This is a genomic window from Variovorax sp. HW608 (assembly GCF_900090195.1).
In the GTDB taxonomy this organism is placed as follows: Bacteria; Pseudomonadota; Gammaproteobacteria; order Burkholderiales; family Burkholderiaceae_C; genus Variovorax.
The window spans coordinates 3384751-3410962 of record NZ_LT607803.1 but is presented as its reverse complement, the minus strand read 5'-3'; the positions used below and the strand labels follow the sequence as shown (position 1 = coordinate 3410962).

Here is a 26212-nt window from a genome sequence, read left to right as displayed (position 1 = left end):
GCACAATGCCCGAATGCCACGCATCCTGCTGATCGACGACGACGAGCACCTGGGCGCACCGCTCGCGAGCTACTTCGCGCGCTTCGACTACGTGCTGGAGAGCACCACGCGCCCCAGCGACGGCCTGGCGAAGCTGCGCGCCGGCCACTATGACGCCGCGATCCTCGACGTCATGCTGCCCGAGATGGACGGCTTCGCGCTGTGCCGCGAGATCCGCAAGGAAAGCGACATCCCGATCGTGATGCTGACCGCACGCGGCGAGGTCATGGACCGCGTGGTGGGCCTCGAGCTCGGCGCCGACGACTACCTGCCCAAGCCCTTCGAGCCGCGCGAACTGGTGGCGCGGGTGCAGACCATCCTGCGGCGCCAGCGCAGCACGCCGGCCGCACCGCCGGCGCAGCGCCGGGACTTCGACGGCCTCTCGATCGACCTCGACAAGCGCGAAGTCCTGCGCCACGGCGAGCGCATCGAGCTGACCGGCACCGAGTTCGAGCTGCTCGCGCTGCTGGCCGACCAGCCCGGCAAGGTCTGGAGCCGCGACGACATCCTCAACCGCCTGCGCGGGCACGAGGCCGAGCTCTACACGCGCGCAGTCGACATCGTCGTCAGCCGGCTGCGCAAGAAGCTCGAACCGCTGGACTGCATCAAGACGCTGCGCAACGCGGGCTACACGCTCGCCGTGGGCAAGAGCGCGCCATGAGGCGTAGCAACGGCCGGCCTTCGCACTGGCGCCATCGCTGGGGCCATTCGCTGCGCGTGCGGCTCATCACCGTTTTCGTGCTGCTCGCGCTGGCGATGACGGCGGTGTTCCTCGGCGGCATGCAGCGCGCCTTCTCCGGCGGCTGGCGCGATGCCGCGCGGCCGATCGTGACCGACTACCTGGACCGCCTCGTGGCCGACCTCGGCACGCCGCCCGACGTCGAGCGCGCGAAGGCGCTGGTCGCGCGCCTGCCGATCTCGATCCGCATCGAAGGACCGGCGGTGAACTGGGATTCGCATCCGGACCGCCGCCGCTACGGCTACGGCTACGGCGCGCGCGGCGACTGGCTCAGCCGCACCACCGCCGACGGCCACCGCGTCACCTTCGGGCTCGGCACGCTGCCCTGGCAGCGCGAGCCGCAGGGCATCGGCTGGATCACGCTCGCGCTGCTGCTGGGCTTGATCGTGCTGGCCTATGCCTATGTGCGCCGATTGCTGCGCCCGCTCGACGACATCCGCGCCGGTGCCGAGCGTTTCGGGCGCGGGGCCTTCGATGCGCCGATCCCGCTGCGGCGGCGCGACGAACTGGGCGATCTCGCGGCGCGCATCAACACCATGGCGCGCGACATCCAGGGCATGCTCGACGCCAAGCGGGCCTTGCTGCTGGCGCTCAGTCACGAGCTGCGTTCGCCGCTCACCCGTGCGCGGCTCAACGCCGAGCTGCTGCCGGCGACGCCCGAAGGCGCGACCGAGCGCGCCGCGCTGCTGCGCGATCTGGCGGAGATGCGCGACCTGATCAGCGACCTGCTCGAAAGCGAGCGGCTCGCCAGTCCACATGCAGCGCTGCATCGCGAGCCGGTCGATCTCGCAGCGCTGGTGCGCGAAGTGGCGGGCGAGCTGGAGGGCGGGGAGCGGGTCGTCATCGACGCGCCGACCGATCTGCCGACGCTCTCGCTGGACCGCGCGCGCATCCGCCTCCTGGTGCGCAACCTGCTGGACAACGCCCTGCGCCACGGCGCCGAAGGCCCGCAGCCGCCGCATCTGGCATTGCGCCGCGCGGGGCAGGGCGGCATCGAAATGGAGGTGCGCGATTTCGGCCCGGGCGTCGATGCGGCCCAGCTCGACCGGCTGACCGAGCCCTTCTACCGCACCGACAGCGCACGCCAGCGCGCGACCGGCGGCGTCGGGCTCGGCATGTACCTGTGCCGGCTGGTGGCCGAAGCGCACGGCGGCCGGCTCTCGGTGCGCAACGCCGCGCCGGGGCTCGCCGTCACGGCCGCGCTGGCCTGACCGTGTCTGCCGCCCCAGCGGGCTGGCGCTGGCCGGCCTGCTGCACGGCGTCGTCGACGCTCCAGGCCGCATAGGCGGTGGGCGGCAGATCGTCGGACCGCACCTTCGCGAGCAGGTCGCGCACCGAGTCCTTCACGCGGGCAAGAATCAGCTGTGCGCCGCGCTGGCGGACATGGGCCGCGAAGTCGCACAGCGCTTCGGTGCTGGTGCCGTCGAGGTCGGCCGATTCCTCGAGACTCAGCACCACGTGATGGAGGTCCGGCGCCTGCTCCAGCTGCGACTGGATCCTGGCGAACACCGGCTCGACGTTGCCGAAGAAGAGCGGCATCTCGGGCCGCGCGATCTGCATGCCGGGCGGCACCCGCGCTTCGGGGTGCCGCGCGATGTCGACGAAATCGTGGCTGTCGCCGAGCCGGCCGAGCCAGCTCACGCGGTCGGCCGACATGCCCCGCAGCAGAAGCAACAGGCTGACGCCAATGGCGGCCAAAAGGCCGTCCAGCACGCCCAGCAGCAGCACCGCGACGAAGGCCACGAGCGCGATCAGCCGGTCGCGTCGCCACGAGAAATAGGGTCGCAGGCTGCCGGGGTTGAGCGTGTGGCCGACCGCATGGATCACGATGGCCGCCAAGAGCGGCTCGGGCGTGTGGGCGATCCACGGCAAGAGCGCGATCGCCGCCAGCAGGACCACGCCGCCCGCGATCAATCCGGCCGCGCGGGTCTGGGCGCCGGCGGCTTCGTTGGCCGAGGTGGCCGAAAAACCCGCGCCGACCGGCATGCCCTGGAACAGGCCCGAGACGAGATTGGCCGCGCCGAGCGCCATCAGATCGCGGTTGGCCGAGACGCTGTCGCCATGCCGCAGAGCGAAAGTGCGGATCGATCCGTACGACTCCGCATAGAGGATCAGCGCCATCGCAAAGGCCAGTTCGCCCATGCGCAGCCACAGCTCGCGCGAAAGCTCCGGCAGGCTCGGGGCCGTGAGGCGGATCTCGATAGGGCCCACCGCGTCGATGCCCCATTGCCGGCACACGCCGGCCAGGTCGAGCGCGATGCCGGCCGCGATCACCAGCAGCGCCGCCGGCACGGCGCGGGTCGCTCGCCAACGGCCCAGGCCCTGCAGCAATGCCACGCCGGTCGCCGCCATCGCGAGGCCCGCGAAGTTCCACCGGCCGATGCTCGCGGCCAGTTCCCACGTGAGGCGCAGGAAATCGCCGTGCGCCGGCTGCACGTCGACCACCTTCGGCATCTGCTTGACCACGATGGTCAGCGCCAGGCCCAGCGCGAAGCCGCGCAGCACCGGCTTGGCGATCAGGTTGGACACGGCGCCGAGCCGCGCCGCCGCGGCGATCAGGAAGAACACGCCGGCGAGCACGACGATGCCCGTGCCGAGCGCGATCCGCAGCGCGAGATCGCCCTGCGCGGCCGAGGTGGTGGCCGCCAGCAGCACGGCGGCGGACGAAGAGGTGGCCGAGACGATCGCAAAGCGGCTGCTGCCGAGCAGGCCGTAGATGACGAGGCCCACGAGTAGCGCGATCACGCCCGCCTGCGGCGGCAGCCCCGCAATGCCCGAATAGGCCACGGCCTCGGGCAGCAGCAGGCCGGCGATCGACAGGCCGGCCACCCAATCGGCCGCGCGAAAGGCGCGAGAGGCGTGATGCGCCGACGGCACGCCCACGCGTCAGGCGCCTCGCCTCGCCTGCTGCCTGAATTCGCTCGGGCTGCCGCCGGTGTGCTCGCGGAACACCCGGCTGAAATGCGAGAGGTTGCAAAAGCCGGAGGCCAGTGCGATGTCGGTGATCGACCGCGCGGCATTTGCCGGGTCCTGCAGGTCGCGGATGCAGGCGGCGAGCCGCTGCTGGAGGATGTAGCCGGTCAGCGTATCGTCGTCGCCCGCGAAGGCGTTGTGCAGATGCCGCTTGCTGCACCGCAGCGCCTGCGCGATCGCTTCGATCGACAGGGCCGGATCATGCAGATGCTGCGCCACATGGCGGCGGATCCGGTCCTTCAGGGCCTCGCGCTGGGTGCGCGGCGTGTCCTGCCCGGCCAGCTCCATCAGCGACAGCCGCACGAGCTGGATGATCAGTTCGCCCGCCCCGCGCGCCGCCGCTTCGCTCATGCACGGCAGCTCCTGGTAGGTGTTGCGCATGGTCTCCAGCGCCACGCGCGAGATGCCGCTGCCGCCGCCGATGCGCCGCGCCACGAGGTCGCGAAGCGGCAGGCCCGGGGCGGCGATCTGGTCCTTGGGCAGCATCACGATCAGGTGGTCGCTGCGCTCCGGATTGGCGACGGTGTAGTCGGTGGTGGTGTCGTAGAGCGTCCAGCCGCCGGCACGCACCGCCGCCGCCCGCCCGCACTGGACGACTTCCGCCGAGCCTTGCCACGGCGCGACGATCTTCAGGTAGGGGGCTTCGCTGGTGCGCGCCATCTGACGGGTGCGCAGAACGCGGTGGCGGTTGGCTTCGAGCCGGGTCAGGATCACGTCGCCGGCGTGCGAGGCGGCGAGATGGCCTTCGAATTCGGTGTCGCCGTACAGGTCGGATTCGAGCCCGCCGAAATGGCGCCACACCCAGTCGCGCCACACCGGCGCGCGTTCGCGCGAGGGCACTTCGTCGGTCGACATGAGTGAGGAGGCGGCCATGGGTCAGCGTTTGAAAGCCCGCCTATTGTCCGGCGCGGGGATCGCTGCCAAGCTTTCGGGTTAACCACTAGCGGCGTGCACGCTGCGACAAGCGCTTTGTGCGCAGAAGGCACAGCGCGCGGCCGGCGGCCTTCCTACGATGCCGGCACCGGACGCATCAGGGCGCCGGAAAAGGAGACCGCATGCTTCACAACGCCAATCGCCGCCGCTGGATCCAGGGAACCGCCACCGCGCTCGGCGCCGCCGCCGTCGCGCCGAAGCTCTTCGCGCAGGGGGCGCCGGTGCGCGTCGGCTACGCCATCGCCCGAACGGGTCCGTGGGCCGCCGGCGCACAGGTCAGCCAGGAGCCCAACTACCTGCTGTGGGCCGAGCAGGTCAACGCCGCGGGCGGGCTGTCGGTGAAGGGCGCGAAGCGGCCCATCGAGCTGATCGGCTACGACGACCGCAGCGAGACCGAGACCTGCGTGCGCACCTTCGAGAAGCTCATGGGCAGCGACAAGGTCGACCTGATCCTGCCGCCCTGGGGCTCGGGCGCGAACTTTGCCGTCGCGCCGCTGGCCAACCGCTTCGGCTACCCGATGCTTGCGCCCACCGCGCTGTCGCGCAAGCTGATCGACATGCGCCTGCCGTACTTCTTCTCGATGCTGCAGCAGCCGGACAAGATGATGGGCGCGCTGGTCGACATGCTGGTGGCCAACAACGTGAAGTCCGTCGCGATCGTCTACATGGACGACCTGTTCGGCCTGGAGAACTTCGCCGCGCTCAATGCCGCGCTCAAGAAGACCAGCATCCAGGTGGTCGAACGCAAGAGCTATCCGCTGGGCGTGACGGACCTCGCGCCGGTGCTGCGCACCATCAAGGACCTGAACCCCGACGCCTTCATCGGCATCACCTATCCGCCGGACACCCTGCTCGTGAGCAAGCAGTCGCGCGAGATCGGCTTCAACCCGAAGTTCTTCTACGCCTCGGTCGGCACGGCCTTCCAGCTCTACACCAACGTCATGCAGGCGAACGCCGAAGGCGTGATCGGCATGGGCTCGTGGAACGCCAAGACCAGCCCCGAGGCCAAGGCCTACTTCGATGCGCATACCAAGAAGTTCGGCAAGGAACCCGACCGCTGGGCCAGCGGCCATTGCTGGGCCGGGCTGGAGATCCTGGAGCAGGCCGTCGGCAAGGTCGGTCTCGACCGCAAGGCGCTGCGCGACCTGATCGCGAAGAACGAGTTCAAGACCATCGTCGGCCCGATCCGCTTCGAGGGCAGCGAGAACGCCTCGATCCCCGGCACCGTCGCGCAGTGGCAGAAGGGCGAGTTCGAAGTCGTCTGGCCCAAGGACCGCGCCACCGCGAAACTTGAGACCCCCAAGCCGGCCTGGAAATAACGTGTCCTGGAGTGCGTGGGCCGAGCTGCTGGCCGGCGGATTGATCACGGGCGGCATCTACGCGCTGGTGGCGATCGGGCTCAACCTGCAGTACGGCCTGATGCGCATCATGAACATCTCGCACGGCGAGTTCCTGATGCTCGGCGCCTTCCTGACCTGGTGGGCGCATAGCGCGTGGGGCGTCTCGCCGCTGGTCTTCCTGCCGGCGGCCTTCGCGCTGCTCATGGTGCTCGGCATGGCGGTGCACCGGCTGTGCTTCCGGCAGGTCGCGGCGCGTGCGCCCAATGTGGAGGTGTTCGAGGCGCGCAGCCTGATGGTCGGCTTCGGCCTGATGTTCTTCGTGCAGAACGCCGCGCTCCTGATCTGGGGCGGCGACCTGCGCGGCTACGACTACCTCGCCGAGCCGGTGCAGTTCGCCGACCTGCGCTTCACTGCGAACAAGCTGGTGCTGTTCGGTGTCGCGCTGGCGTTGAGCTTGGTGCTGATCGCGCTGCTCAAGCTCACGCTGCTGGGCAAGGCGGTGCGCGCGCTCATGCAGTCGCCGGTGGGTGCGCAGCTCGTGGGCATCAATACCAGGCGCCTGCATCCGCTGATGTTCGGCATCGGCCTCGGGCTCTCGGGCGTGGCCGGCGGGCTGCTGTCGATGACCTATGAAATCTCGCCCTCGATGGGTGCGCCCTACACCGTGACCGCGCTCATCGTGATCACGCTCGGCGGCTTCGGCAGCATCGCGGGCAGCCTCGTCGGCGGCCTGCTGCTCGGCGTGGTCGAGGCGCTGGGGATGCACTTCACCAGCCCCTCCCTCAAGATGCTGCTGTCGTACGCCGTCTTCATCGGCGTCCTGATCTGGCGGCCCAACGGATTGTTCTCGCGATGAAGGCGCAGCTCGCCAACAGGCCCTGGCTCGCGCTGGGCATCGGCATCGTGCTCGCGGCCTGCGTGCCGTGGGTGGCCTCGGAGTTCGTGGCCTCGGTGGCGCTGTCCTGCCTCATGTACATCGCGCTCGCCACGAGCTGGTCGCTGTTCTGCGGCGCCACGCGCTACCTGTCGCTCGCGACCTCGGCCTTCTTCGGGCTCGGCGCCTATGCGAGCGCGATGCTGCTCGAGGTGTTGCCGTGGCCGCTCGTCATCCTCTGCGGCGCGCTGGTGGCGAGCGTGGTCGCGCTGCTGATGGGCTCCGCGGTGCTGCATCTGCGCGGCACCTACTTCGCGGTGCTGACCTTCGGCATGACCGAGCTGATCCGCCATGCGGTGACCTTCGTCGAGAAGCAGGTCTCCGGCACCGTGGGCCGCGTGCTCGCGGTGGTGCCGTCGAACGAGACGGTCTATCTCACGGTGCTGGCGATCGCGGGCGGCGCGATCGCGACGGCCATCGTGGTCAAGCGCAGCCGCTTCGGACTCGCGCTCGCGGGCATCGGCGCCGACGAGCAGCGCGCGCAGACGCTCGGCGTGGACACGCGGCGCATCAAGATCGCGGGCTTCGCGCTCACCGCGGCCTTCGCCGGCGCGGTCGGTGCGGCGATGGCGGTGCGCTGGACCTACATCGAGCCACCCGCGGTGTTCAGCCCGTTCATCGGCTTCCAGACGGTACTGATCGCGCTCATCGGCGGCGCGGCGAGCATCGGCGGACCGGTAGTCGCGGCGATCGTCTTCAGCCTGCTGGCGGAAACGCTGCGGCTGCAGCTGCCCTACGGCTACATGATGGTGCTGGGGCTGCTGCTGATCCTCAGCGTGATGTACCTGCCCAACGGGCTCGCCTCGCTGTGGCAGCAGAGCGGCGTGCGAAGGAACGGGCGTGGCTGAGGCACCGATCCTGCTCGAAGCCCGCGAGGTCACCGTGCGCTTCGGCGGCCTCACCGCCGTCGATGCGGTCAGCATGCAGCTGCACGCGGGCGAGCTGGTGGGCATCATCGGGCCGAACGGCGCGGGCAAGACCACCTTCTTCAATGCGGTCTCGGGCGTCGTCGCACCGACCGGCGGCCATCTCTTCGCCGAAGGCGTCGAGCTCACCGGACGCGGCCCGCACCGCTATGCGGCGCATGGCATCGCGCGCACCTTCCAGACGCCGCGCGTGATGGGCGACATGACATTGACCGACAACGTGCGCTTCGGCATGGAGTTCGCAGGAAGGCATCGCGAACCCATCGCCGGGTTGCGCAGCGAGCGCGACATCCTCGACATGCTCTCACTCGCATCGCTCGCCGACCGGCCGGCGTCGGAGGTGACGCCGTCGCAGCAGCGCCTGCTGGAGATCGGCATGGCGCTCGGCACCCGGCCGCGTGTGCTGCTGCTCGACGAAGTGGCGGCGGGCCTGACCGAAGCGGAAGTCGATGCGATGGCGCGGCGCATCCGCAAATTGCGCGACGAACACGGGCTCACCGTGGTGTGGATCGAGCATGCCGTCACCACGCTCTTGAGGTACGTCGAGCGCGTGCTGGTGCTGCACCAGGGCCGCAAGATTGCAGACGGCACACCTGTAGAAGTCGTGCGCAACGCCGAGGTGGTCGAGGCCTATCTGGGCGACGAGATGGTGGAGGTCGCTCCATGAGCCGCCCGGCCGCCCGTAGGCGAATCCCGAAGCGCCGCTGCGCGAGGGTCGTGCAATGAGCGCCAGCCGGATGACAGTGCGCGGCCTGCTGGCGGGCTACCACGGCTTCCAGGTGCTGCAGGGCATCGACATCGATGTGCTGCCGGGCATCACCGTGGTGCTCGGGCCGAACGGCGCGGGCAAGACCACCTTGCTGAAGTCGCTTGCCGGCCTGCTGCCGCGCCGCGGCGAGGTGAAACTCGACGATGGCGCGCTGCCGGCGGAGGACGCAACTGCCTGCGTGCGCCACGGGCTCGCGCTGGTCGCGGAAGGGCGGCAGCTGTTCCCGCAGATGACCGTCACCGAGAACCTCGAACTCGGCGGCTGGCTGGTGCCGGCCAAGGTGCGCGCACAGCGGCTCGCCCGTGCGTTCGAAGACTTTCCGCGTTTGAAGGAACGCGCATCGCAACTGGCCGGCACCATGAGCGGCGGCGAGCAGCAGATGGTCGCGGTGGCGCGCGCCATGATGAGCGGCCCGCGCCTGCTGATGCTCGACGAGCCTTCGCTCGGGCTCGCGCCGCGCATGGTCGACGAGCTGCTCGCCATCGTGCGGCGCATCGCGGCGCAGGGCGTCACCGTGCTCATGGTCGAGCAGAACGTGCGCAAGGCGCTGCAGGCGGCCGACCGGGGCTATGTGCTCGAACGCGGGCGCGTCGTGGCTTCCGGGGATGCAGAGGCGCTGCTTCATTCCGACGTGATTCGCCACGCCTATCTCGGCAAGGCCTGATCTCACCCACTTTGCTTCGAGGAGTTTTCGCATGACCACCATTTCCATGCTCATCAACGGCGAGCGCCGCCAGGCCGAGGGCGGCGCGACCTTCGAGCGCCGCAATCCGCTCGACGGCGGCGTCGCGACAGAGGCACCGGCCGCCACGACGCGCGATGCGATCGCGGCCGTCGAGGCCGCGCAGGCCGCTTTCGCGGCCTGGTCCCAGACCGGCCCCGGCGAACGCCGCGCACTGCTGCAAAAGGCGGCGCATGCGCTCGAAGCGCGCACCGTGGATTTCATCAAGGCGATGGCGCGCGAGACCGGCGCGTCGGCGATGTGGGCCGGCTTCAATGTGCATCTGGCCGCAGGGCTCCTCACCGAAGCCGCGGCGCTCACCACGCAGATCGGCGGCGAGCTGATCCCTTCAGACGTCCCCGGCAGCCTCGCGATGGGTGTGCGCCAGGCGGCCGGCGTGGTGCTCGGCATCGCGCCGTGGAACGCGCCCGTGATCCTCGCCACGCGCGCGATCGCGACGCCGCTCGCCTGCGGCAACACGGTGGTGCTCAAGGGCTCGGAGCTGTGCCCCGAGACGCACGCGCTGATCGTCGATGCGACGAACGAAGCCGGCCTGCCGCCGGGCGTGGTCAACTTCATCACCAATGCGCCGGCCGATGCCGGCGCGGTGGTCGAGGCGATGGTGGCGCATCCGGCGGTGCGGCGCGTGAACTTCACCGGCTCCACGCGCGTGGGCCGCATCATTGCGCAGACCTGCGCCAAGTACCTCAAGCCCGCGGTGCTCGAACTCGGCGGCAAGGCGCCGCTCGTGGTGCTGGACGATGCCGACATCGACGTGGCGGTGAACGCGGCGGCCTTCGGCGCCTTCGCCAATTCGGGCCAGATCTGCATGTCGACCGAACGCATCGTGGTCGATGCGGCCATCGCCGATGAATTCGTCGCCAGGTTCGCTGCCAAGGCGAAGAGCCTGCCGGTCGGCGATCCGCGCGAAGGCCCGGTGGTGCTCGGCTCGGTGGTGGATGCGAGCACGGTCGCGCGCTGCAATGCGCTCATCGACGATGCGCTCGCCAAGGGCGCCAAGCTGGTCTGCGGCGGCCGCGCCGAGAACACCTTGATGCCGGCAACGGTCATCGACCATGTCACGCCGCAAATGCTGATCTACCGCGAGGAATCCTTCGGGCCGGTGAAGGCGGTGGTGCGCGTGAACGGCGTCGAGGAAGCGGTCGCGACCGCCAACGACAACGAGTTCGGCCTCTCGTCCGCGGTGTTCGGGCGCGACATCGCACGCGCCTTCAACGTCGCGCGCCGCATCGAATCCGGCATCTGCCACGTGAACGGCCCGACGGTGCACGACGAGGCGCAGATGCCTTTCGGCGGCGTCAAGCATTCGGGCTATGGCCGCTTCGGCGGCAAGGCCGGCATCGAGGCCTTCACCGAGCTGCGCTGGATCACGGTGCAGACCACGCCGCGGCAGTACCCCTTCTGACGCCGCGCGGGTGTCGCCTTCGCTACCCGCCGGGGCGCCGGTCGGGGCTACGATGCGAGAGCCCCAGCCCTGAAGGAGACACGCGCATGAGCACCACCACCCTGAGCAACCGGCAGATCCGTCTCGCCAAGCGCCCGCAAGGCGCGGCCACCCGCGACGACTGGCAGTTCACCACCGAGCCGGCCGGCGATCCGGCGGAAGGCGGCGTGCTGGTCAAGACGCTGTCGCTCTCGCTCGACCCCGCGATGCGCGGCTGGATGAACGAGGGCAAGAGCTACATCGCGCCGGTCGAGCTCGGCGCGGTGATGCGCGCCGGCGGCGTGGGCCGCGTGGTCGCGTCGCGCAATCCGGCCTTTGCGGTGGGCGACATCGTCTACGGCTCGCTCGGCGTGCAGGAATACGCGCTCATCCCAGAGGAGGAGATCAAGCGCTCGGGCCTTTCGAAGATCGACCTCTCGCTCGGCACGATCGGGCAGTGGCTCAATGTGCTCGGCATGCCGGGCATGACCGGCTACTTCGGCCTCATGGACATCGGCGAGCCCAAGCCGGGCGAGACCGTGGTGGTGTCCGGCGCGGCCGGCGCGGTGGGGCAGACCGTCGGCCAGCTGGCGAAGATCAAGGGCTGCCGCGCGGTCGGCATCGCCGGCGGGCAGGCCAAGTGCGACTTCGTGGTCAAGGAGCTGGGCTTCGACGCCTGCATCGACTACAAGGCCGGTCCGGCGGCGGTGCGCGAGGGGCTGAAGGCGCATTGCCCCAAGGGCATCGACATCTACTTCGACAACGTCGGTGGCGACATCCTCGATGCGGCGCTGGCGAAGATCACGCGCGGCGCGCGCATCATCATCTGCGGTGCGATCAGCCAGTACAACAACACCACGCCGATCCAGGGCCCGAAGAACTACCTGAGCCTCCTGATGAACCGCGCGCGCATGCAGGGCATGGTGGTGTTCGACTATGCCGACCGCTACCACCTCGCGATCGCCGAGATGTCGGCCTACCTGAAGGACGGCCGCATGAAGAGCCGCGAGGACGTGGTCGAAGGGCTCGAAACTTTCCCCGAGGCGCTGACCAAGCTCTTCACCGGCGAGAACTTCGGCAAGCTGGTCCTGAAGGTCGCGGACTGAAGCTCAGCGCGCCCGCGTGCCCATCACGGCCGCGGAGATGATCAGCGCGGCCGCGAGCGCGATCGTCCAGCTCAGCGGCCGTTGCGTCACGACGAGCAGCAGCGCGGTGGAAGCCAGCGGCGTGATGTAGCTCAGGATGCCGATCTGCCGCGCATCGCCGCGCTTGAGCGCCATGTCCCAGAAGAAGAACGCGGCGCCGAGCGGGCCGAGCCCGCAGAGCGCGACCAGCAGCCAGTCGCTCGAAGAGAGCGTCACGGAGGGCTCCAGCAGCGCATGGCAGACGAGCGAGAGCGCGCCGGAGACCAGCCCGAACAACCCGATCGCGGTCGTCGGGAAGGCCGCGACGCGCTGCGTCCACAGCGAATAGCTCGCCCAGATGAAGGCCGACCCGAGCGCCGGCAGGAAGCCCCAGTAGCTGCCGCCGCCCGAGGCCGCGCCGCGCGCGCCGAGGATCGCGATCGCCGCGCCCGCGAAGCCGAGCAGGGCGGCCACCACATGCAAGGGCCGCAGCGACATGCGCGGCAGCAGCACCGGCGCCAGCACCACCATGAAGAGCGGCCAGAGATAGTTGACGAGATTCGCTTCCACCGGTGGCGCCAGTCGCAGCGCGATGAACAGCAGGAAGTGGAAGCCGAACAGCCCGTAGACGCCCAGCGCCAGCGTGCGACCCGGCACCGCCCAGGCGCGCGGATTGCGCAGCACCAGCGGCCAGCTCATCGCGCTGCCGATCAAGAGCGCGAGGCCGGTGAGCAGGAATGGCGGCAGGTGCGAGAGCGAAGTGCCCAGCGAGGCCAAGGTGGCCCAGAGGGCGATGGCGGCGAGGGCATAGAGGGTCGAAGACATGGCCGCCGAGCTTAAGCGCTGCGATCGTCGCGAAACGACGATGCGTCGTCGCGCGCCGAGGATTCGGTGGCGCTTCAGCCGGCGTGGCCCGAGCGCCGCATCGCCGCCGTCAGCGCCGAAGGCGAGCGGTAGCCGGTGCGCCGCGCGGCTTCGGCAACGCTGATGCCGCGGCCCTGCAACTGGCGCGCCTGCAGCAGCCGTTGCGCGCGCAGCCAGTGCATCGCGCTCATGCCTTGCTCGTCGCGGCAGCGCTGTGCGAACTGGCTCGGGCTCAGGCAAGCGACCGCCGCGAGATCGGCGACGCCGAGCGGGCGATGCCAGCGGCTTCGCGCCCAGTCCGAGAGGCCCTGCCAGTCGATCGCGCGGCGGCGGCCGTTCGGCACCACGGGACCCCAGGCTTCGAGCAGCAGGGCGGGCGCCTGGTGCAGGGCGGTGGGCGAGGTCCCGGGCTCCGAGACGCACAGCGCCAGATAGCGTGCCAGCGCCAGCAGTTGCGGCGCGAGCGGCGCGCGCCCTGCGCATTGCGCCCAGAGATCCTGCGTGGTGTCGAGGACGAGGCAGCGGCTGCCGTTCTTCGATTCGAAGTCGTGCCGGTCGCCGGGCGGGACCACCCAGCCGTCGCCGGCGCCGACGCGGCGGCCGCGGCCTTCGACCTCGAGGTCCAGCACGCCATCGAGGCCGATCAGCACCTGGAAATGGTCGTGCGCGTGGCTGCCGCGCGATGCGCCGTAGCGTCGCAGCGAAAGGCCGTTCGAAGAAGAAGGAAGTGCGGCGCCCATGGGAGACGGTCGATTTTCCACGCCGCGCGCGGCCCTGTCACCCGAGCCGCAGCAGCAGCGCGGTCAGGCCGCAGACCAGCAGGAACGGAATGCTGATGCGATGGAATTCGCGCAGCCCGTTCGGCAGCTTGGCGAGCCTGAGCGCGATCAGGTTCGCGAGCGAGCCCAGCACGCAGCCGAAGCCGCCGACGCTCACCCCGGCCGCGAGCGCAGGCAGGTCGTGCACGAAGCCTTCGAGCAGGATGGCGGCCGGGACGTTGCTGATCACCTGCGAAGTGACGATGGCCGCGAGGTAGGGGCGCCAGCCTTCGCGGATCGGCAACTGCGCGAACAGCGCGTTCACCGCGGGCAGCTCCGCGAGCTGGCGCAGGTCGATGAACATCAGCGCGATGATCAGGAGCAGGGTCCAGTCCACGCCGAGCAGCACGCGCGGGCGCAGCAGCAGGAAGGCGCCGAACACCAGTGCGAGTCCCGCCAGCATCCGGTGCCGGTCGAGCGCGACCACGAAGGCGACGAACAGCAGGCCCGAGAGCGTCAGCAGGCGCGGCTCCACCGGCACCTCGTCGCCCGAAGGCTTGAGCAGGATCGGCGCGCGCGGCACCAGGAAGCGGATCGCGGCGAAGAGCCAGAACAGCATGACCGCGACCGTCGGCGCCATCATCGCCATGAAGCCGACGAAGCTGTCGCCCGAGCGGTGCCAGAGAAAGAGGTTCTGCGGATTGCCGATCGGCGTGAGCGCCGAGCCCGCGTTGACCGCCAGCGCCTGCAGCACCACGAGACGCCCGAGCGGCAGATGCGCCTGCTGGGCGAGCACGCGGGTGAGCGGCACCAGCAGGAACAGGCTGACATCGTTGGTGACCAGCGCCGAGAGCAGCGCCGCGCTCGCGGTCAGCAGGTAGACCAGATGGCGCAGCTCGGTGGTGCGCGAAAGCAGTTGCGTCGCGAGCTTCTGCAGCATGCCACTGCGCTCGACGCCCTGGGTGATCGCGAGCAGGCCGGCGAGCGCGCCGATGGTCTGCCAGTCGACGAGCCGGACGTATTCGAGGGGCGCGCGCGGCCGCACGAAGGCGAACACGGCCGCCGCGGCGAGCAGCACCCACAGCAGGCCGTTGCCGCCGCCTTCGTGCGCGTCAACGGGCTTCGCGTTCACGCAACTCGCGCTTGAGCACCTTGCCGATCGCGCTGCGCGGAAGCTCGTCGACGAAGTTCAGCCGCGCGAGGCGCTGCGTCTTGCCCAACTGCGCGTTGGTCCATTGCAGCAAGGTGTTGTCATCGGTGGCATCGCCTTCGCGGCGCACCACGAAGGCCACCGGCGTCTCGCCCCATTGCTCGGAGGGCACGCCGACCACGGCCACGTCCGCCACCGCCGGATGGCCGCGCAGCACGGTTTCGAGATCGCTCGGGTAGATGTTGAAGCCGCCGCTGATGATCATGTCCTTCTTGCGATCGAACAGCGTGAGGAAGCCGTCGGCATCGAAGCGCCCGACGTCGCCGGTGCGGATGAAGCGCTTGCCGCTGGCGTCGAACCACTCGACCTCGCGCGTCTTCTCCGGCTGGCGGTGGTAGCCGACCATCATGCCGGCCGAGTGGCCGACCACCTCGCCCGCTTCGCCGACCGGCACTTCGCGGCCCGATTCGTCGACGAGGCGGATGTCGCTGCCTTCGGCGGGCTGGCCGACCGTGTGCAGCTTGTCCGGATGCAGATGCGCTTCGAGGATGCAGGTGCCGCCGCCTTCGGTCATGCCGTAGAACTCGATCAGCCCGCCGGGCCAGCGCGCGAGCACGTCGGCCTTGAGCGCGGCGTTGAACGGCGCGCTGGTGCTGAACTTGAAGCGGAAGCTCGACAGGTCGTGGGCGTCGAAATCGGGCCGCGCCATCAGCCGCTGGTACTGCACCGGCACCAGCATGGTGTGCGTGACGCGCAGGCGCTCGGCGAGCTTCAGGTAGCCCGCGGCGTCGAATTTGGGGCTAAGCACCACGCAGCCGCCGAAGGCGATGGTCGGGAAGAACACGACCAGCGTGGTGTTGGAGTAGAGCGGCGTCGACAGCAGCGTGACGGTCTCGGGGCCGTACTCGTATTTCGCGCCGCGCCGCACGTGCGCCCAGCGCATGCCGTGGCCCTGCACGATGCCCTTGGGCTCGCCCGTGGTGCCGGAGGAATAGATGATGTTGAAGGGCCAGGACGGTTCTGGCCGGACGGGCGCGGGCGCGCTGCCGGCGGGCGCGAGCCAGGCCTCGAAGTCGCCGCCGGCGGTGGAGCCATCGATCGCGATGCGCGGGACCGAAGGCGCCGCCGCGGTCCCGATGGTTTCGGCGGCCGCGGCATCGACGAAGAGGAGGCGAGCGCCCGCGTCCTCGATCATGCGCGCGAGGCTTGCCGGCGTGGAGCCCGGCGCGAGCGGCGCCACGGCGATGCCGGCGCGCAGCGCGCCGAGGAAGATGGCGGCGTAGTTCACGCTCGATGCCGCGCAGATGGCGATGGCGTCGCCCGCCTGCAGGCTATCGCGCTGGAGGCTGGCCGCGATGCGATCCATCAGCGCGTCGAGCGCGCCGTAGGACAGCGAGCGCTGCGCATCCGCGAGCGCCGGGCGGTCCGGCGATTGTCCGGCGTGGAGATGAACGAGTTCGGCGATCACGCCGAAGTCGCGCCCGATGGCTCGTTCGAAGTCGTTCATTGTTCTTCTGCCTGGAATGCCCGCCCGTCTCCCGGGCGAGGGGCGGCTAGACGCCGGCCGCGTGGGCCTGCTGGTCGGCGTGGTAGCTCGAGCGCACCATTGCGCCCACCGCGGCATGGCTGAAGCCCATCTTGTAGGCCTCTTCCTCGAACATCTTGAAGGTGTCGGGATGCACGTAGCGGCGCACCGGCAGATGGCTGTTGCTCGGCGCGAGGTACTGGCCGATGGTCAGCATCTCGATGTCGTGCGCGCGCATGTCGCGCATGACCTGCAGGATCTCTTCATCGGTCTCGCCGAGGCCGACCATGATGCCGCTCTTCGTCGGCACCTGGGGGTGCAGCGCCTTGAACTTCTTCAGCAGGCTGAGGCTGAACTGGTAGTCGCTGCCTGGGCGCGCTTCCTTGTAGAGGCGCGGCACGGTCTCGAGGTTGTGGTTCATCACGTCCGGCGGCGCGGCCTTGAGGATCTCCAGCGCGCGGTCGTCGCGGCCGCGGAAGTCGGGCACGAGGATCTCGATCTGCGTCTGGGGCGACAGCTCGCGCGTGCTGCGAATGCAGTCGACGAAGTGCTGGCTGCCGCCGTCGCGCAGGTCGTCGCGGTCGACGCTCGTGATCACCACGTACTTGAGGCGCAGCTTGGCGATGGTCTTCGCGAGATTGAGCGGCTCGTCCTTGTCGAGCGGATCGGGGCGGCCGTGGCCGACGTCGCAGAAGGGGCAACGGCGCGTGCACTTGTCGCCCATGATCATGAAGGTGGCGGTGCCGTTGCCGAAGCATTCGCCGATGTTCGGGCACGAAGCCTCTTCGCACACGGTGTGCAGGTTGCTCTCGCGCAGGATCTGCTTGATCTCGTAGAAGCGGGTGGTGGGCGAACCGGCCTTGACGCGGATCCACTCGGGCTTCTTGAGCACCTCGCCCTGGACCACCTTGACGGGGATGCGGGACAGCTTGGCGGCGGCCTTCTGCTTGGCCGAGGGGTTGTAGTCGGCGGCGCTTTGGGCCTCTCGGACCACGGTGGGTTCAACGTGCGGGGTGCTCATGCGTTCTCTCTGGCGGGCTCAAGGTGCGAGGTAGACGTTGAGCTTGCTGCCCAGCACCTGCGCCGCTTCGTCCCAGGTTGTTCGGACCCCGATTGTAAAAAGGTCGACGGTTTTCAGCCCGGCATAGCCGCAAGGGTTGATGCGGGTGAAGGGTTCGAGGTCCATCGCCACGTTGAGGGCGACACCGTGGTATGTGCAGTGCCGGCTCACCTTGATGCCCAGCGCGGCGATCTTGCCGAGGCCGCGGAACGGGTCGTCCGGGTGTGCCGGGCCGGTCAGCGCCGCATGCGAGAACGGGTCGTCGAGCCGCACGTAGATGCCCGGCGCGCCGCCGACGCGGTGGCCGGTCACGCCGAAGTGGGCGAGGGTGCGGATCACCGATTCCTCGATGCGATAGACGTATTCCTTGACGTAGTAGCCGGCGCGCCGCAGGTCGATCAGCGGATAGGCCACCACCTGGCCGGGGCCGTGGTAGGTCACCTGGCCGCCGCGATTGGTCTGCACCACGGGGATCTCGCCGGGGTTCAGCACATGGTCGGCCTTGCCGGCCAAGCCCTGCGTGTAGACCGGCGGATGCTCGCAGATCCAGAGCTGGTCGGGCGAATCCGCCGAACGCTCTTCGGTCGCCTTCTGCATTGCCGCGTAGGTCGCGGCGTAGTCGACGCGGCCGAGCAGCGAGACCTGCAGGGCGCTCATTGACCGCCCTCGCGCAGCAGCGCTTCGGGATTCGCCTTCGGAGCGGCCGGGCGGCTCAGAGCACCACCTTGACCATCGGATGGCTGGAGAGCGCGCGGTACAGGTCGTCGAGCTGCTCGCGGCTGGTCGCGGTGACGGTGATCGTCACGCCGAGGTAGTTGCCGGCCTTGCTCGGGCGCAGTTCCACGGTGCTGGCGTCGAAGCCCGGGTCGAAGCGCTCGGCGACCTGCGTGACCGCATGCACGAAGCCGTCGACCTTGGCGCCCATGACCTTGATCGGGAACTTCGAGGGGTACTCGATCAGCGAATCCTTGCGCGGATCCACCGGGGTGTCGGGCGTTGCGCCGCTGGGCGGGGTGCTGGGGGTGCTCATGCTGTGACTCCGTTGTCCTGGGTGCTGCTCGCCTTCGCATCTTCGATGGCTCGCTGGTAGCCGGCAAAAAGGGTTTGAAAGACGGGGCCGGGCCGGCCGCTGCCGATCGCCCGGCCATCGAGCGTGACGACCGGCAGGATCTCCTTGCTCGCCGAGGACAGCAGCAACTCGTCGGCGTCGAAGACTTCCTCGCGCGCGACGCGGCGCAACGTGAAGGGGATGCCGGCTTCGGCGCACAGGCGCTCGATCAGGCCGTAGCGGATGCCGGCGAGCACCAGTTCGTCCTTCGGCGGCCCGACGACTGCGCCTTGCTTGACGATCCACACGTTGCTCGACGACGCCTCGCTGAGCCATTTGCCGCGGAACATGATGGTTTCCGCCGCGCCGGCTTCGACGCTGATCTGGCGCGCCAGCACCGCGCCGAGCAGGCTGGTGCTCTTGATGTGCGCCTTCTGCCAGCGGAAATCGTGCGCGCTGACGCAGGCGACCCCCTTGGCGCGGACGGCGTCCGGCACCGGCTTCATCGGATTGAGCATGACGAAGACCGTCGGCGTGAGCCCTTGCGGCATCGCGTGTTCGCGTGGCGCGACGCCGCGCGTCACCTGGATGTAGAGGCCCTGCGTGCCCGCGCGCGCAGCGGCGGGCGAGGCTTCGATCAGCCGCGCGGCGATGCCCTGCCATTGCGACGCGCTCAGCGGATTCTCGATCTGCAGTTCGGCCAGCGAGCGTTCGAGGCGCGCCATGTGCTCGTCGAAGCAGAAGAGATGGCCTTCATAGACCGGCACGACCTCGTAGACGCCGTCGCCGAAGATGAAGCCCCGGTCCAGCACGCTCACCTTCGCGTCGCAGAGGGGCGTGTAGGTGCCGTCGAGGTAGCAGAGTGAATCGGGGAGGGCGTCGATGATCGGGTGCATGGGGAATTATGGTGGGGGCGGATCGTGGCTTTCCAACCCGGCCGATGCCGATTCGGCATCCGGCTGTCAAGGCCATTTCCGCGCATGTGTCGTCAACCTGACGGAAGCCCGTGTCTTTCTACCTATAATCAATGGCTTTGTAGAAATTCTGGGTCGTCATTCGGGCTTCATTTGAAATGAAAACAAACGCCCGCGATGCCTCGAAGGGATTCCATGAGGACAGCCCTGACCCGGAAGAAGATTACAAGCCGCTGACAGCCGAGGAGGCGCAGCGGCTTCGCGACAGGAAGCCGTTGATCTCGCCATGGCGCGTGATCGCGATTCAGGTCGCGGCGGGACTCCTGGTGGCCTTGGCCGCCTGGGGGCTCACAGGGAGGCAAAATCTGGGATGGTCCGCCGGATACGGCGCGCTCGCGGTGGTTCTGCCCGCGGCGGTGTTCGCGCGGGGGCTGACCGGAAGGTTTGCTTCGTTGAATCCGGGTACTGCGGTATTCGGATTCTTCTTGTGGGAAATGGTCAAGTTGGCCTTGACGATGGCGATGCTGATCGCCGCGCCGAGGCTGGTAGTGGCGCTGAGCTGGCCAGCAATGCTGATCGGCCTGGTGGTGACAATGAAGGCGACCTGGGTGGCTGTGATGCTGGCTCCCAAGCGCCCCAAACTTTAAGAACGAGTAACGAATGGCTGTTGAAAACGCTGCGGAACATGGTCCGACCGCCGGTGAATACATCATTCACCATTTGACGCATCTTCAGAGCCACACACCGAAGAGTGTGGCCGATCTGTCCGTTTTCAACCTCGACTCGATTTTCTTTTCGATCGTGCTCGGCGCGCTGATCTGCTGGGTCATCTGGCGCGCCGCCCGCAAGGCGACCTCGGGCGTTCCGGGGCGCTTCCAGGCTGCCGTCGAGATCCTCGTCGAGATGGTCGACCAGCAAGCCAAGGGCATCGTCCACAACGCGCAAAGCCGCAAGTACGTCGCCCCGCTGGCGCTGACCGTCTTCCTGTGGATCCTGACGCTCAACGCGATGGACCTGCTGCCGGTCGATCTGCTGCCTGCCATCTGGACCGGCGCCTACACCGCCGCCGGCGGCGAGGCCCACCATGCCTATCTGCGCGTCGTGCCGACGGCCGACCTCTCGGTGTCGATGGGCTTCTCGGTCACCGTGCTGCTGCTCTGCTTCTACTACAACATCAAGATCAAGGGCCTCGGCGGCTGGGTGCATGAGCTCTTCACCGCGCCGTTCGGCAACCACTGGGCGCTGTACCCGTTCAACTTCGCGATGCAGATCGTCGAGTTCGTCTCCAAGACCGTCTCCCACGGCATGCGGTTGTTCGGCAACATGTACGCCGGCGAACTGATCTTCCTGCTCATCGCGCTGATGGGCGGCGCCTGGACGCTTTCCGCGACCGGCATCCTCCTGGCCATCGGCCACATCATCGCGGGCACCGCGTGGGCCATCTTCCACATCCTGATCATCACGCTGCAGGCCTTCGTGTTCATGATGCTGACGCTCGTCTACATCGGTCAGGCACACGATCACCACTGATCGCCCGCTTTCAGTTTCGTTTTTCTTTTCTCTTCAACCAAGTCCTCTAGGAGTCATCATGGAAGTTATTAGCTTTGTCGCCCTGGCCGCCGGCCTGATCATCGGTCTGGGTGCTGTTGGCGCTTGTATCGGTATCGGCATCATGGGTAGCAAGTACCTCGAGTCGGCCGCGCGTCAACCTGAGCTGATGGGCGAACTGCAAACCAAGATGTTCCTGCTGGCTGGTCTGATCGACGCCGCGTTCATTATCGGCACCGGTATCGCGCTCTGGTTCGCAACTGCCAACCCGTTCCTCTCGCAGATCGCCGCCGTCGCCAAGTAAATCGGCCCAGGCTTTCTCGTCGAACCCATGTCGTTCCTCGCCGAATGACCTTGGATTCATTCCCAAAGAGAGGGAACAAAAAGTGAGCATTACCGGTACCCTGATCATCCAGATGATCGTGTTCCTGATCCTGGTCGGGTTCACGATGAAGTATGTGTGGCCGCCTATCGCCAAGGCGCTGGACGATCGTGCCCAGAAGATCGCCGATGGCCTGGCTGCTGCCGACAAGGCCAAGACCGAGCTGAGCGCCGCCAACAAGCGCGTCGAGGCCGAACTCGGCCAGGCTCGCAACGAGTCCGCCCAGCGTCTTGCAGATGCCGAACGTCGTGCGCAGGCCATCGTTGAAGAGGCCAAGGCCCGCGCCACGGAAGAAGGCAACAAGATCATCGCCGCCGCCCGCGTCGAAGCCGACCAGCAGGCCATGAAGGCGCGCGAAGCCCTGCGTGAGCAGGTCGCCGTGCTGGCCGTCAAGGGCGCCGAGCAGATCCTGCGCAAGGAAGTGAATCCGGCCGTCCACGCCGATTTGCTGACCCGCCTGCAGACGGAACTCTGATCAAGCCATGGCAGAACTCGCCACCATTGCACGTCCCTACGCCGAAGCGCTGTTCAAGGCCTCGGCGTCGGATCTGAGCGGCGCGGCAGCCTGGGTCGAAAAGGTTGCGGCCATCGGCGCCAACCACGAACTGCAGCAGCTTGCGGACAACCCCAAGGCCACCAACGAACAGGTGCTCGATGTGGTCGCCGGCGCGTTCGGCGCGCCGCTGCCGCCTGCCGCGAACAACTTCCTCGCGGCGCTGCTCGAGAACGGGCGCTTCCATGCGCTGCCGGAAATCGCCAGGCAGTTCCACGCCCTGGCGAACGCACAGAGCGGTTTGTCCGATGCCGTGGTGTACAGCGCCTTCCCCATCGATGCGGCTGCGCTCGGCAGCGTGGCTGCCACGCTCGAAAAGCGCTTCGCCCGCAAGCTGCAGGTCACGGTCCAGCAGGACCCGTCGTTGATCGGCGGCATCCGCGTCGTGGTCGGCGACGAAGTGCTCGACACCTCCGTCAAAGCGCGTCTTGAACAAATGAAAGTTGCGCTGGTGGCCTGAGGCCGTCAGCCCCCTTAACGAAAGAAGGAAAGAGTCATGCAACTCAATCCCGCAGAAATTTCCGAACTGATCAAGAGCCGCATCGAGGGTCTCGGCGTCAGCGCGAACATCCGCAACGAAGGCACCGTGGTGTCGGTGACCGACGGCATCGTGCGCGTGCACGGCCTGTCGGACGCCATGCAGGGCGAAATGCTCGAGTTCCCGCCCACGGCCGATGGCACGCCCTCGTTCGGCCTCGCGCTGAACCTCGAGCGCGACTCGGTCGGCGCCGTGATTCTGGGCGAGTACGAGCACATCTCCGAAGGCGACACCGTCAAGTGCACGGGCCGCATCCTGGAAGTGCCGGTCGGCCCCGAGCTGATCGGCCGCGTGGTGAACGCCCTGGGCCAGCCGATCGACGGCAAGGGTCCGGTCAACGCCAAGATGACCGACGTGATCGAGAAGGTCGCCCCGGGCGTGATCGCACGCCAGTCGGTCGACCAGCCGATGCAGAGCGGCCTGAAGTCCATCGACTCGATGGTGCCGATCGGCCGTGGCCAGCGCGAGCTGATCATCGGCGACCGCCAGACCGGCAAGACGGCCGTGGCGATCGACGCGATCATCAACCAGAAGGGTCAGAACATGACCTGCGTCTACGTCGCGATCGGCCAGAAGGCCTCGTCGATCAAGAACGTGGTGCGCTCCCTCGAACAAGCCGGCGCGATGGAATACACCATCGTCGTCGCCGCCTCGGCTTCCGAATCGGCCGCCATGCAGTACGTGTCCGCGTACTCGGGCTGCACGATGGGCGAATACTTCCGCGACCGCGGCCAGGACGCGCTGATCGTCTATGACGACCTGTCCAAGCAGGCCGTGGCCTACCGCCAGGTCTCGCTGCTGCTGCGCCGCCCGCCGGGCCGCGAAGCCTACCCTGGCGACGTGTTCTACCTGCACAGCCGTCTGCTCGAGCGCGCCGCGCGCGTGAACGCCGACTACGTCGAAGCCTTCACCAAGGGTGAAGTCAAGGGCAAGACCGGTTCGCTCACCGCGCTGCCGATCATCGAAACGCAAGCCGGCGACGTGTCCGCCTTCGTTCCGACCAACGTGATCTCGATCACCGACGGCCAGATCTTCCTGGAAACCAACCTGTTCAACGCCGGTATCCGCCCCGCCATCAACGCCGGTATCTCGGTGTCGCGCGTGGGTTCGTCGGCGCAGACCAAGGTCATCAAGGGCCAGTCCGGCGGTATCCGTACCGACCTCGCCCAGTACCGTGAACTCGCAGCCTTCGCGCAGTTCGCTTCCGACCTCGACGAAGCGACCCGCAAGCAGCTCGACCGCGGCGCCCGCGTGACCGAACTGCTCAAGCAGGCCCAGTACAGCCCGCTGCCCATCTCGCTGATGGGTGCCTCGCTGTTCGCGGTGAACAAGGGCTTCATGGACGATCTCGACGTCAAGCAGGTCCTCTCGTTCGAGCATGGTCTGCATCAATTCCTGAAGGCGAGCCATGGCGCGCTGCTCGACAAGATCGAGCAGTCCCGGGCCCTCGACAAGGACGCCGAAGCCGAGCTGAGCGCAGCCGTCACCGCGTTCAAGAAGTCGTTCGCCTGATCGACCAAGCAAGGAGCCCCAATGGCAGCTGGTAAGGAAATCCGCGGCAAGATCAAATCGGTGGAGAACACCAGGAAGATCACCAAGGCCATGGAAATGGTGGCCGCGTCGAAGATGCGCAAGGCGCAGGATCGCATGCGTGCCGCCCGCCCCTACAGCGAGAAGATCCGCCACATCGCGGCCAACCTTGGCAAGGCGAACCCGGAGTACACCCACGCCTTCATGAGGACGCACGACGTGAAGGCCGCGGCCTTCATCGTCGTGACGACCGACAAGGGCCTGTGCGGCGGCATGAACACCAACGTGCTGCGTTCCGTGACGTCCAAGATTCGCGAACTGCAGTCGGCCGGCACGGCCATCGAGGCGGTCGCTGTCGGCAACAAGGGCCTGGGTTTCCTCGGCCGCGTCGGCGCCCGCGTCGTGTCGCATGTCACCCAGCTGGGCGACACGCCGCACCTCGACAAGCTGATCGGTCCCGTCAAGGTGGCGCTCGACGCCTATGCCGAAGGCAAGCTCAGCGCGGTCTATCTCTGTTACACCAAGTTCATCAACACGATGCGCCAGGAGTCGGTGGTCGAGCAGCTGCTGCCGCTGCCTGCCGAGGCGCTGAAGCCCGAGCAGGGCGAGCACTCGTGGGACTACATCTACGAGCCCGACGCGCAGAGCGTGATCGACGAGCTGCTGGTGCGCTATGTCGAATCGCTGGTGTACCAGGCCGTGGCGGAGAACATGGCTTCCGAGCAGTCGGCCCGCATGGTCGCGATGAAGGCGGCCACCGACAACGCCGGCAACGTGATCGACGAACTCAAGCTGGTCTACAACAAGACCCGCCAGGCAGGCATCACGAAGGAGCTGTCCGAAATCGTTTCGGGCGCTGCAGCCGCCGCTGGCGTCTGAGCCAGCCAACCAGATTTAAATTTTTATCGGAGCAGATGATGGCTCAAGAAAACGCAGCTCAAGGCAAGATCGTTCAATGTATTGGCGCCGTGGTCGACGTGGAGTTTCCGCGTGACCGGATGCCGAAGATCTACGACGCCCTGAAGTACGAAGGCGGCGGCCTGACCCTCGAAGTGCAGCAGCAGCTCGGCGACGGCGTGGTCCGCACGATTGCGCTCGGTTCGTCGGACGGTCTGCGCCGCGGCCTGACCGTGGTCAACACCGGTGCGGCGATCACGGTGCCGGTCGGCAAGGCCACGCTGGGCCGCATCATGGACGTGCTGGGCAACCCGATCGACGAGCGCGGTCCGGTCGGCCAGGAACTCACGGCCCCGATCCACCGCAATGCTCCGGAATACGACGAGCTCTCGCCCTCGCAGGACCTGCTCGAAACCGGCATCAAGGTGATCGACCTGGTCTGCCCGTTCGCCAAGGGCGGCAAGGTGGGCCTGTTCGGTGGCGCCGGCGTGGGCAAGACCGTGAACATGATGGAGCTCATCAACAACATCGCCAAGGCGCACTCGGGCCTGTCGGTGTTCGCCGGCGTGGGCGAGCGTACGCGCGAAGGCAACGACTTCTATCACGAAATGTCGGACGCCAAGGTGGTGGACCAGGAGAACCTGGCGAACTCCAAGGTGTCGATGGTCTACGGCCAGATGAACGAGCCGCCGGGCAACCGTCTGCGCGTGGCGCTGACCGGCCTGACGATCGCCGAATCGTTCCGCGACGAAGGCCGCGACGTTCTGTTCTTCGTCGACAACATCTACCGCTACACGCTGGCCGGTACCGAAGTGTCCGCCCTGCTGGGCCGCATGCCTTCCGCCGTGGGCTACCAGCCGACGCTGGCCGAGGAAATGGGCCGCCTGCAGGAGCGCATCACCTCGACCAAGGTCGGCTCGATCACCTCGATCCAGGCCGTGTACGTGCCGGCGGATGACTTGACCGACCCGTCGCCCGCCACGACCTTCGCCCACCTCGACTCGACCGTGGTGCTGTCGCGTGACATCGCTTCGCTCGGTATCTACCCCGCCGTGGATCCGCTCGACTCGACCTCGCGCCAGCTCGACCCGCACGTGGTCGGCGAAGATCACTACAACGTGGCCCGCGCCGTGCAGGGCACGCTGCAGCGCTACAAGGAACTGCGCGACATCATCGCGATCCTGGGCATGGACGAACTCGCGCCGGAAGACAAGCTGGCCGTGGCCCGCGCCCGGAAGATCCAGCGCTTCCTGTCGCAGCCCTTCCACGTCGCCGAAGTGTTCACCGGCTCGCCGGGCAAGTACGTGCCGCTGGCCGAGACGATCCGCGGCTTCAAGATGATCGTGAACGGCGAATGCGACCACCTGCCGGAACAGGCGTTCTACATGGTGGGCGGCATCGACGAAGCGTTCGAGAAGGCGAAGAAGGTCGCGTGAAATGACGCTCACCCCCATGCGCCTTCGGCGCTCCCCCTCTCCGGGGGCGCACCCAGCGGCCCGGCAA

27 protein-coding genes are annotated in these 26212 nt (G+C 68.0%); 17 read left to right on the top strand and 10 right to left on the bottom strand.

The window, feature by feature from the left end; genetic code table 11:
* Nucleotides 1–13: 13 nt before the first annotated feature.
* Complete coding sequence (locus VAR608DRAFT_RS15980; RefSeq protein WP_172843858.1) at nucleotides 14–700, top strand: response regulator transcription factor; 687 nt, start codon at nucleotides 14–16, stop codon at nucleotides 698–700.
* On the top strand, nucleotides 697–1989 hold the full coding sequence (locus VAR608DRAFT_RS15975) for a HAMP domain-containing sensor histidine kinase (protein ID WP_172843857.1): 1293 nt from the start codon (nucleotides 697–699) through the stop codon (nucleotides 1987–1989). The genes VAR608DRAFT_RS15980 and VAR608DRAFT_RS15975 overlap by 4 nt, the downstream gene beginning before the upstream one ends.
* On the opposite strand, the gene VAR608DRAFT_RS15970 is transcribed toward VAR608DRAFT_RS15975, so the two are convergent.
* Both VAR608DRAFT_RS15970 and VAR608DRAFT_RS15965 read right to left on the bottom strand, forming a co-directional pair.
* On the bottom strand, nucleotides 1970–3661 hold the full coding sequence (locus VAR608DRAFT_RS15970; RefSeq protein ID WP_231973533.1) for a SulP family inorganic anion transporter: 1692 nt from the start codon (nucleotides 3659–3661) through the stop codon (nucleotides 1970–1972). The two genes, VAR608DRAFT_RS15975 and VAR608DRAFT_RS15970, sit on opposite strands and share 20 nt — an antisense overlap.
* Before the next feature lie 3 nt (nucleotides 3662–3664).
* Nucleotides 3665–4624: a helix-turn-helix domain-containing protein gene (locus tag VAR608DRAFT_RS15965; protein ID WP_088954945.1), complete on the bottom strand. Its 960-nt coding sequence runs from the start codon at nucleotides 4622–4624 to the stop codon at nucleotides 3665–3667.
* A 182-nt stretch (nucleotides 4625–4806) separates the two neighbouring features.
* Here VAR608DRAFT_RS15965 and VAR608DRAFT_RS15960 point away from each other — a divergent pair, with 182 nt between their 5' ends.
* The 7 genes from VAR608DRAFT_RS15960 (at nucleotide 4807) to VAR608DRAFT_RS15930 (ending at nucleotide 11924) form a co-directional block, all read left to right on the top strand.
* On the top strand, nucleotides 4807–6003 hold the full coding sequence (locus VAR608DRAFT_RS15960; protein WP_088954944.1) for an amino acid ABC transporter substrate-binding protein: 1197 nt from the start codon (nucleotides 4807–4809) through the stop codon (nucleotides 6001–6003).
* 1 nt (nucleotide 6004) lies between these two features.
* The gene (locus VAR608DRAFT_RS15955; protein WP_088954943.1) at nucleotides 6005–6880 is read left to right on the top strand and encodes a branched-chain amino acid ABC transporter permease; all 876 of its coding nucleotides are present in this window, start codon (nucleotides 6005–6007) and stop codon (nucleotides 6878–6880) included.
* The gene (locus VAR608DRAFT_RS15950) at nucleotides 6877–7806 is read left to right on the top strand and encodes a branched-chain amino acid ABC transporter permease (protein WP_088954942.1); all 930 of its coding nucleotides are present in this window, start codon (nucleotides 6877–6879) and stop codon (nucleotides 7804–7806) included. The genes VAR608DRAFT_RS15955 and VAR608DRAFT_RS15950 overlap by 4 nt, the downstream gene beginning before the upstream one ends.
* Nucleotides 7799–8551 carry an ABC transporter ATP-binding protein gene (locus VAR608DRAFT_RS15945; protein ID WP_088954941.1) on the top strand — a complete coding sequence of 251 codons (753 nt, stop codon included), beginning with the start codon at nucleotides 7799–7801 and terminating at the stop codon, nucleotides 8549–8551. Before VAR608DRAFT_RS15950 ends, VAR608DRAFT_RS15945 begins: the two co-directional genes overlap by 8 nt.
* Nucleotides 8552–8606: 55 nt before the next feature.
* Nucleotides 8607–9317: an ABC transporter ATP-binding protein gene (locus VAR608DRAFT_RS15940; RefSeq protein WP_088954940.1), complete on the top strand. Its 711-nt coding sequence runs from the start codon at nucleotides 8607–8609 to the stop codon at nucleotides 9315–9317.
* Nucleotides 9318–9348: 31 nt separating this feature from the next.
* Complete coding sequence (locus VAR608DRAFT_RS15935; RefSeq protein WP_088954939.1) at nucleotides 9349–10800, top strand: aldehyde dehydrogenase; 1452 nt, start codon at nucleotides 9349–9351, stop codon at nucleotides 10798–10800.
* An 86-nt stretch (nucleotides 10801–10886) separates the two neighbouring features.
* The gene (locus tag VAR608DRAFT_RS15930; RefSeq protein ID WP_088954938.1) at nucleotides 10887–11924 is read left to right on the top strand and encodes an NADP-dependent oxidoreductase; all 1038 of its coding nucleotides are present in this window, start codon (nucleotides 10887–10889) and stop codon (nucleotides 11922–11924) included.
* A gap of 3 nt (nucleotides 11925–11927) precedes the next feature.
* On the opposite strand, the gene VAR608DRAFT_RS15925 is transcribed toward VAR608DRAFT_RS15930, so the two are convergent.
* From VAR608DRAFT_RS15925 to VAR608DRAFT_RS15890, 8 genes are all read right to left on the bottom strand, one after another.
* The gene (locus VAR608DRAFT_RS15925; protein ID WP_088954937.1) at nucleotides 11928–12767 is read right to left on the bottom strand and encodes a DMT family transporter; all 840 of its coding nucleotides are present in this window, start codon (nucleotides 12765–12767) and stop codon (nucleotides 11928–11930) included.
* Nucleotides 12768–12841: 74 nt separating this feature from the next.
* Nucleotides 12842–13546: an AraC family transcriptional regulator gene (locus VAR608DRAFT_RS15920; RefSeq protein WP_088954936.1), complete on the bottom strand. Its 705-nt coding sequence runs from the start codon at nucleotides 13544–13546 to the stop codon at nucleotides 12842–12844.
* Nucleotides 13547–13583: 37 nt separating this feature from the next.
* Nucleotides 13584–14696, bottom strand: a complete 1113-nt coding sequence (locus VAR608DRAFT_RS15915; RefSeq protein ID WP_088954935.1) for an SLC13 family permease — start codon at nucleotides 14694–14696, stop codon at nucleotides 13584–13586.
* Nucleotides 14677–16221, bottom strand: coding sequence for a class I adenylate-forming enzyme family protein (locus VAR608DRAFT_RS15910; RefSeq protein WP_088954934.1), 1545 nt, complete (start codon nucleotides 16219–16221; stop codon nucleotides 14677–14679). Before VAR608DRAFT_RS15910 ends, VAR608DRAFT_RS15915 begins: the two co-directional genes overlap by 20 nt.
* A gap of 46 nt (nucleotides 16222–16267) precedes the next feature.
* On the bottom strand, nucleotides 16268–17260 hold the full coding sequence (gene lipA, locus VAR608DRAFT_RS15905) for a lipoyl synthase (RefSeq protein WP_088954933.1): 993 nt from the start codon (nucleotides 17258–17260) through the stop codon (nucleotides 16268–16270).
* Between the two features lie 18 nt (nucleotides 17261–17278).
* Nucleotides 17279–17956 carry a lipoyl(octanoyl) transferase LipB gene (gene lipB, locus VAR608DRAFT_RS15900; protein WP_088954932.1) on the bottom strand — a complete coding sequence of 226 codons (678 nt, stop codon included), beginning with the start codon at nucleotides 17954–17956 and terminating at the stop codon, nucleotides 17279–17281.
* 55 nt (nucleotides 17957–18011) lie between these two features.
* Complete coding sequence (locus VAR608DRAFT_RS15895; protein ID WP_088954931.1) at nucleotides 18012–18329, bottom strand: YbeD family protein; 318 nt, start codon at nucleotides 18327–18329, stop codon at nucleotides 18012–18014.
* Nucleotides 18326–19243 carry a D-amino acid aminotransferase gene (locus tag VAR608DRAFT_RS15890; RefSeq protein ID WP_088954930.1) on the bottom strand — a complete coding sequence of 306 codons (918 nt, stop codon included), beginning with the start codon at nucleotides 19241–19243 and terminating at the stop codon, nucleotides 18326–18328. Before VAR608DRAFT_RS15890 ends, VAR608DRAFT_RS15895 begins: the two co-directional genes overlap by 4 nt.
* A 176-nt stretch (nucleotides 19244–19419) precedes the next feature.
* Between VAR608DRAFT_RS15890 and VAR608DRAFT_RS15885 the strand changes: the two genes are divergently transcribed.
* The 8 genes from VAR608DRAFT_RS15885 to atpD all read left to right on the top strand — a co-directional run bounded on the left by VAR608DRAFT_RS15885 (nucleotide 19420) and on the right by atpD (nucleotide 26145).
* Nucleotides 19420–19908 carry an ATP synthase subunit I gene (locus VAR608DRAFT_RS15885; protein ID WP_088954929.1) on the top strand — a complete coding sequence of 163 codons (489 nt, stop codon included), beginning with the start codon at nucleotides 19420–19422 and terminating at the stop codon, nucleotides 19906–19908.
* Between the two features lie 13 nt (nucleotides 19909–19921).
* Entirely contained in the window at nucleotides 19922–20791 is an 870-nt protein-coding gene (gene atpB, locus VAR608DRAFT_RS15880; RefSeq protein ID WP_088954928.1) for a F0F1 ATP synthase subunit A, read from the top strand.
* A gap of 58 nt (nucleotides 20792–20849) precedes the next feature.
* Nucleotides 20850–21113, top strand: coding sequence for a F0F1 ATP synthase subunit C (gene atpE, locus VAR608DRAFT_RS15875; RefSeq protein WP_088954927.1), 264 nt, complete (start codon nucleotides 20850–20852; stop codon nucleotides 21111–21113).
* 82 nt (nucleotides 21114–21195) lie between these two features.
* Nucleotides 21196–21666, top strand: a complete 471-nt coding sequence (locus tag VAR608DRAFT_RS15870; protein WP_088954926.1) for a F0F1 ATP synthase subunit B — start codon at nucleotides 21196–21198, stop codon at nucleotides 21664–21666.
* A 7-nt stretch (nucleotides 21667–21673) separates the two neighbouring features.
* Complete coding sequence (locus tag VAR608DRAFT_RS15865; protein ID WP_088954925.1) at nucleotides 21674–22204, top strand: F0F1 ATP synthase subunit delta; 531 nt, start codon at nucleotides 21674–21676, stop codon at nucleotides 22202–22204.
* Between the two features lie 36 nt (nucleotides 22205–22240).
* Complete coding sequence (gene atpA, locus VAR608DRAFT_RS15860) at nucleotides 22241–23794, top strand: F0F1 ATP synthase subunit alpha (RefSeq protein WP_088954924.1); 1554 nt, start codon at nucleotides 22241–22243, stop codon at nucleotides 23792–23794.
* Nucleotides 23795–23815: 21 nt separating this feature from the next.
* Complete coding sequence (gene atpG / locus VAR608DRAFT_RS15855; protein ID WP_088954923.1) at nucleotides 23816–24691, top strand: F0F1 ATP synthase subunit gamma; 876 nt, start codon at nucleotides 23816–23818, stop codon at nucleotides 24689–24691.
* A 38-nt stretch (nucleotides 24692–24729) separates the two neighbouring features.
* Complete coding sequence (atpD, locus tag VAR608DRAFT_RS15850; protein ID WP_088954922.1) at nucleotides 24730–26145, top strand: F0F1 ATP synthase subunit beta; 1416 nt, start codon at nucleotides 24730–24732, stop codon at nucleotides 26143–26145.
* The last annotated feature ends 67 nt before the right edge of the window (nucleotides 26146–26212 follow it).

Coding starts and splice junctions, on each gene's coding strand:
- VAR608DRAFT_RS15965 (WP_088954945.1), bottom strand. CDS start 4,624: ATGGCCGCCTCCTCACTCATGTCGACCGACGAAGTGCCCTCGCGCGAA.
- VAR608DRAFT_RS15950 (WP_088954942.1), top strand. CDS start 6,877: ATGAAGGCGCAGCTCGCCAACAGGCCCTGGCTCGCGCTGGGCATCGGC.
- VAR608DRAFT_RS15930 (WP_088954938.1), top strand. CDS start 10,887: ATGAGCACCACCACCCTGAGCAACCGGCAGATCCGTCTCGCCAAGCGC.
- VAR608DRAFT_RS15935 (WP_088954939.1), top strand. CDS start 9,349: ATGACCACCATTTCCATGCTCATCAACGGCGAGCGCCGCCAGGCCGAG.
- VAR608DRAFT_RS15960 (WP_088954944.1), top strand. CDS start 4,807: ATGCTTCACAACGCCAATCGCCGCCGCTGGATCCAGGGAACCGCCACC.
- atpB (WP_088954928.1), top strand. CDS start 19,922: ATGGCTGTTGAAAACGCTGCGGAACATGGTCCGACCGCCGGTGAATAC.
- VAR608DRAFT_RS15895 (WP_088954931.1), bottom strand. CDS start 18,329: ATGAGCACCCCCAGCACCCCGCCCAGCGGCGCAACGCCCGACACCCCG.
- VAR608DRAFT_RS15885 (WP_088954929.1), top strand. CDS start 19,420: ATGAAAACAAACGCCCGCGATGCCTCGAAGGGATTCCATGAGGACAGC.
- lipB (WP_088954932.1), bottom strand. CDS start 17,956: ATGAGCGCCCTGCAGGTCTCGCTGCTCGGCCGCGTCGACTACGCCGCG.
- atpA (WP_088954924.1), top strand. CDS start 22,241: ATGCAACTCAATCCCGCAGAAATTTCCGAACTGATCAAGAGCCGCATC.
- atpG (WP_088954923.1), top strand. CDS start 23,816: ATGGCAGCTGGTAAGGAAATCCGCGGCAAGATCAAATCGGTGGAGAAC.
- VAR608DRAFT_RS15940 (WP_088954940.1), top strand. CDS start 8,607: ATGAGCGCCAGCCGGATGACAGTGCGCGGCCTGCTGGCGGGCTACCAC.
- atpE (WP_088954927.1), top strand. CDS start 20,850: ATGGAAGTTATTAGCTTTGTCGCCCTGGCCGCCGGCCTGATCATCGGT.
- VAR608DRAFT_RS15865 (WP_088954925.1), top strand. CDS start 21,674: ATGGCAGAACTCGCCACCATTGCACGTCCCTACGCCGAAGCGCTGTTC.
- VAR608DRAFT_RS15980 (WP_172843858.1), top strand. CDS start 14: ATGCCACGCATCCTGCTGATCGACGACGACGAGCACCTGGGCGCACCG.
- atpD (WP_088954922.1), top strand. CDS start 24,730: ATGGCTCAAGAAAACGCAGCTCAAGGCAAGATCGTTCAATGTATTGGC.
- VAR608DRAFT_RS15975 (WP_172843857.1), top strand. CDS start 697: ATGAGGCGTAGCAACGGCCGGCCTTCGCACTGGCGCCATCGCTGGGGC.
- VAR608DRAFT_RS15910 (WP_088954934.1), bottom strand. CDS start 16,221: ATGAACGACTTCGAACGAGCCATCGGGCGCGACTTCGGCGTGATCGCC.
- VAR608DRAFT_RS15925 (WP_088954937.1), bottom strand. CDS start 12,767: ATGTCTTCGACCCTCTATGCCCTCGCCGCCATCGCCCTCTGGGCCACC.
- VAR608DRAFT_RS15890 (WP_088954930.1), bottom strand. CDS start 19,243: ATGCACCCGATCATCGACGCCCTCCCCGATTCACTCTGCTACCTCGAC.
- lipA (WP_088954933.1), bottom strand. CDS start 17,260: ATGAGCACCCCGCACGTTGAACCCACCGTGGTCCGAGAGGCCCAAAGC.
- VAR608DRAFT_RS15920 (WP_088954936.1), bottom strand. CDS start 13,546: ATGGGCGCCGCACTTCCTTCTTCTTCGAACGGCCTTTCGCTGCGACGC.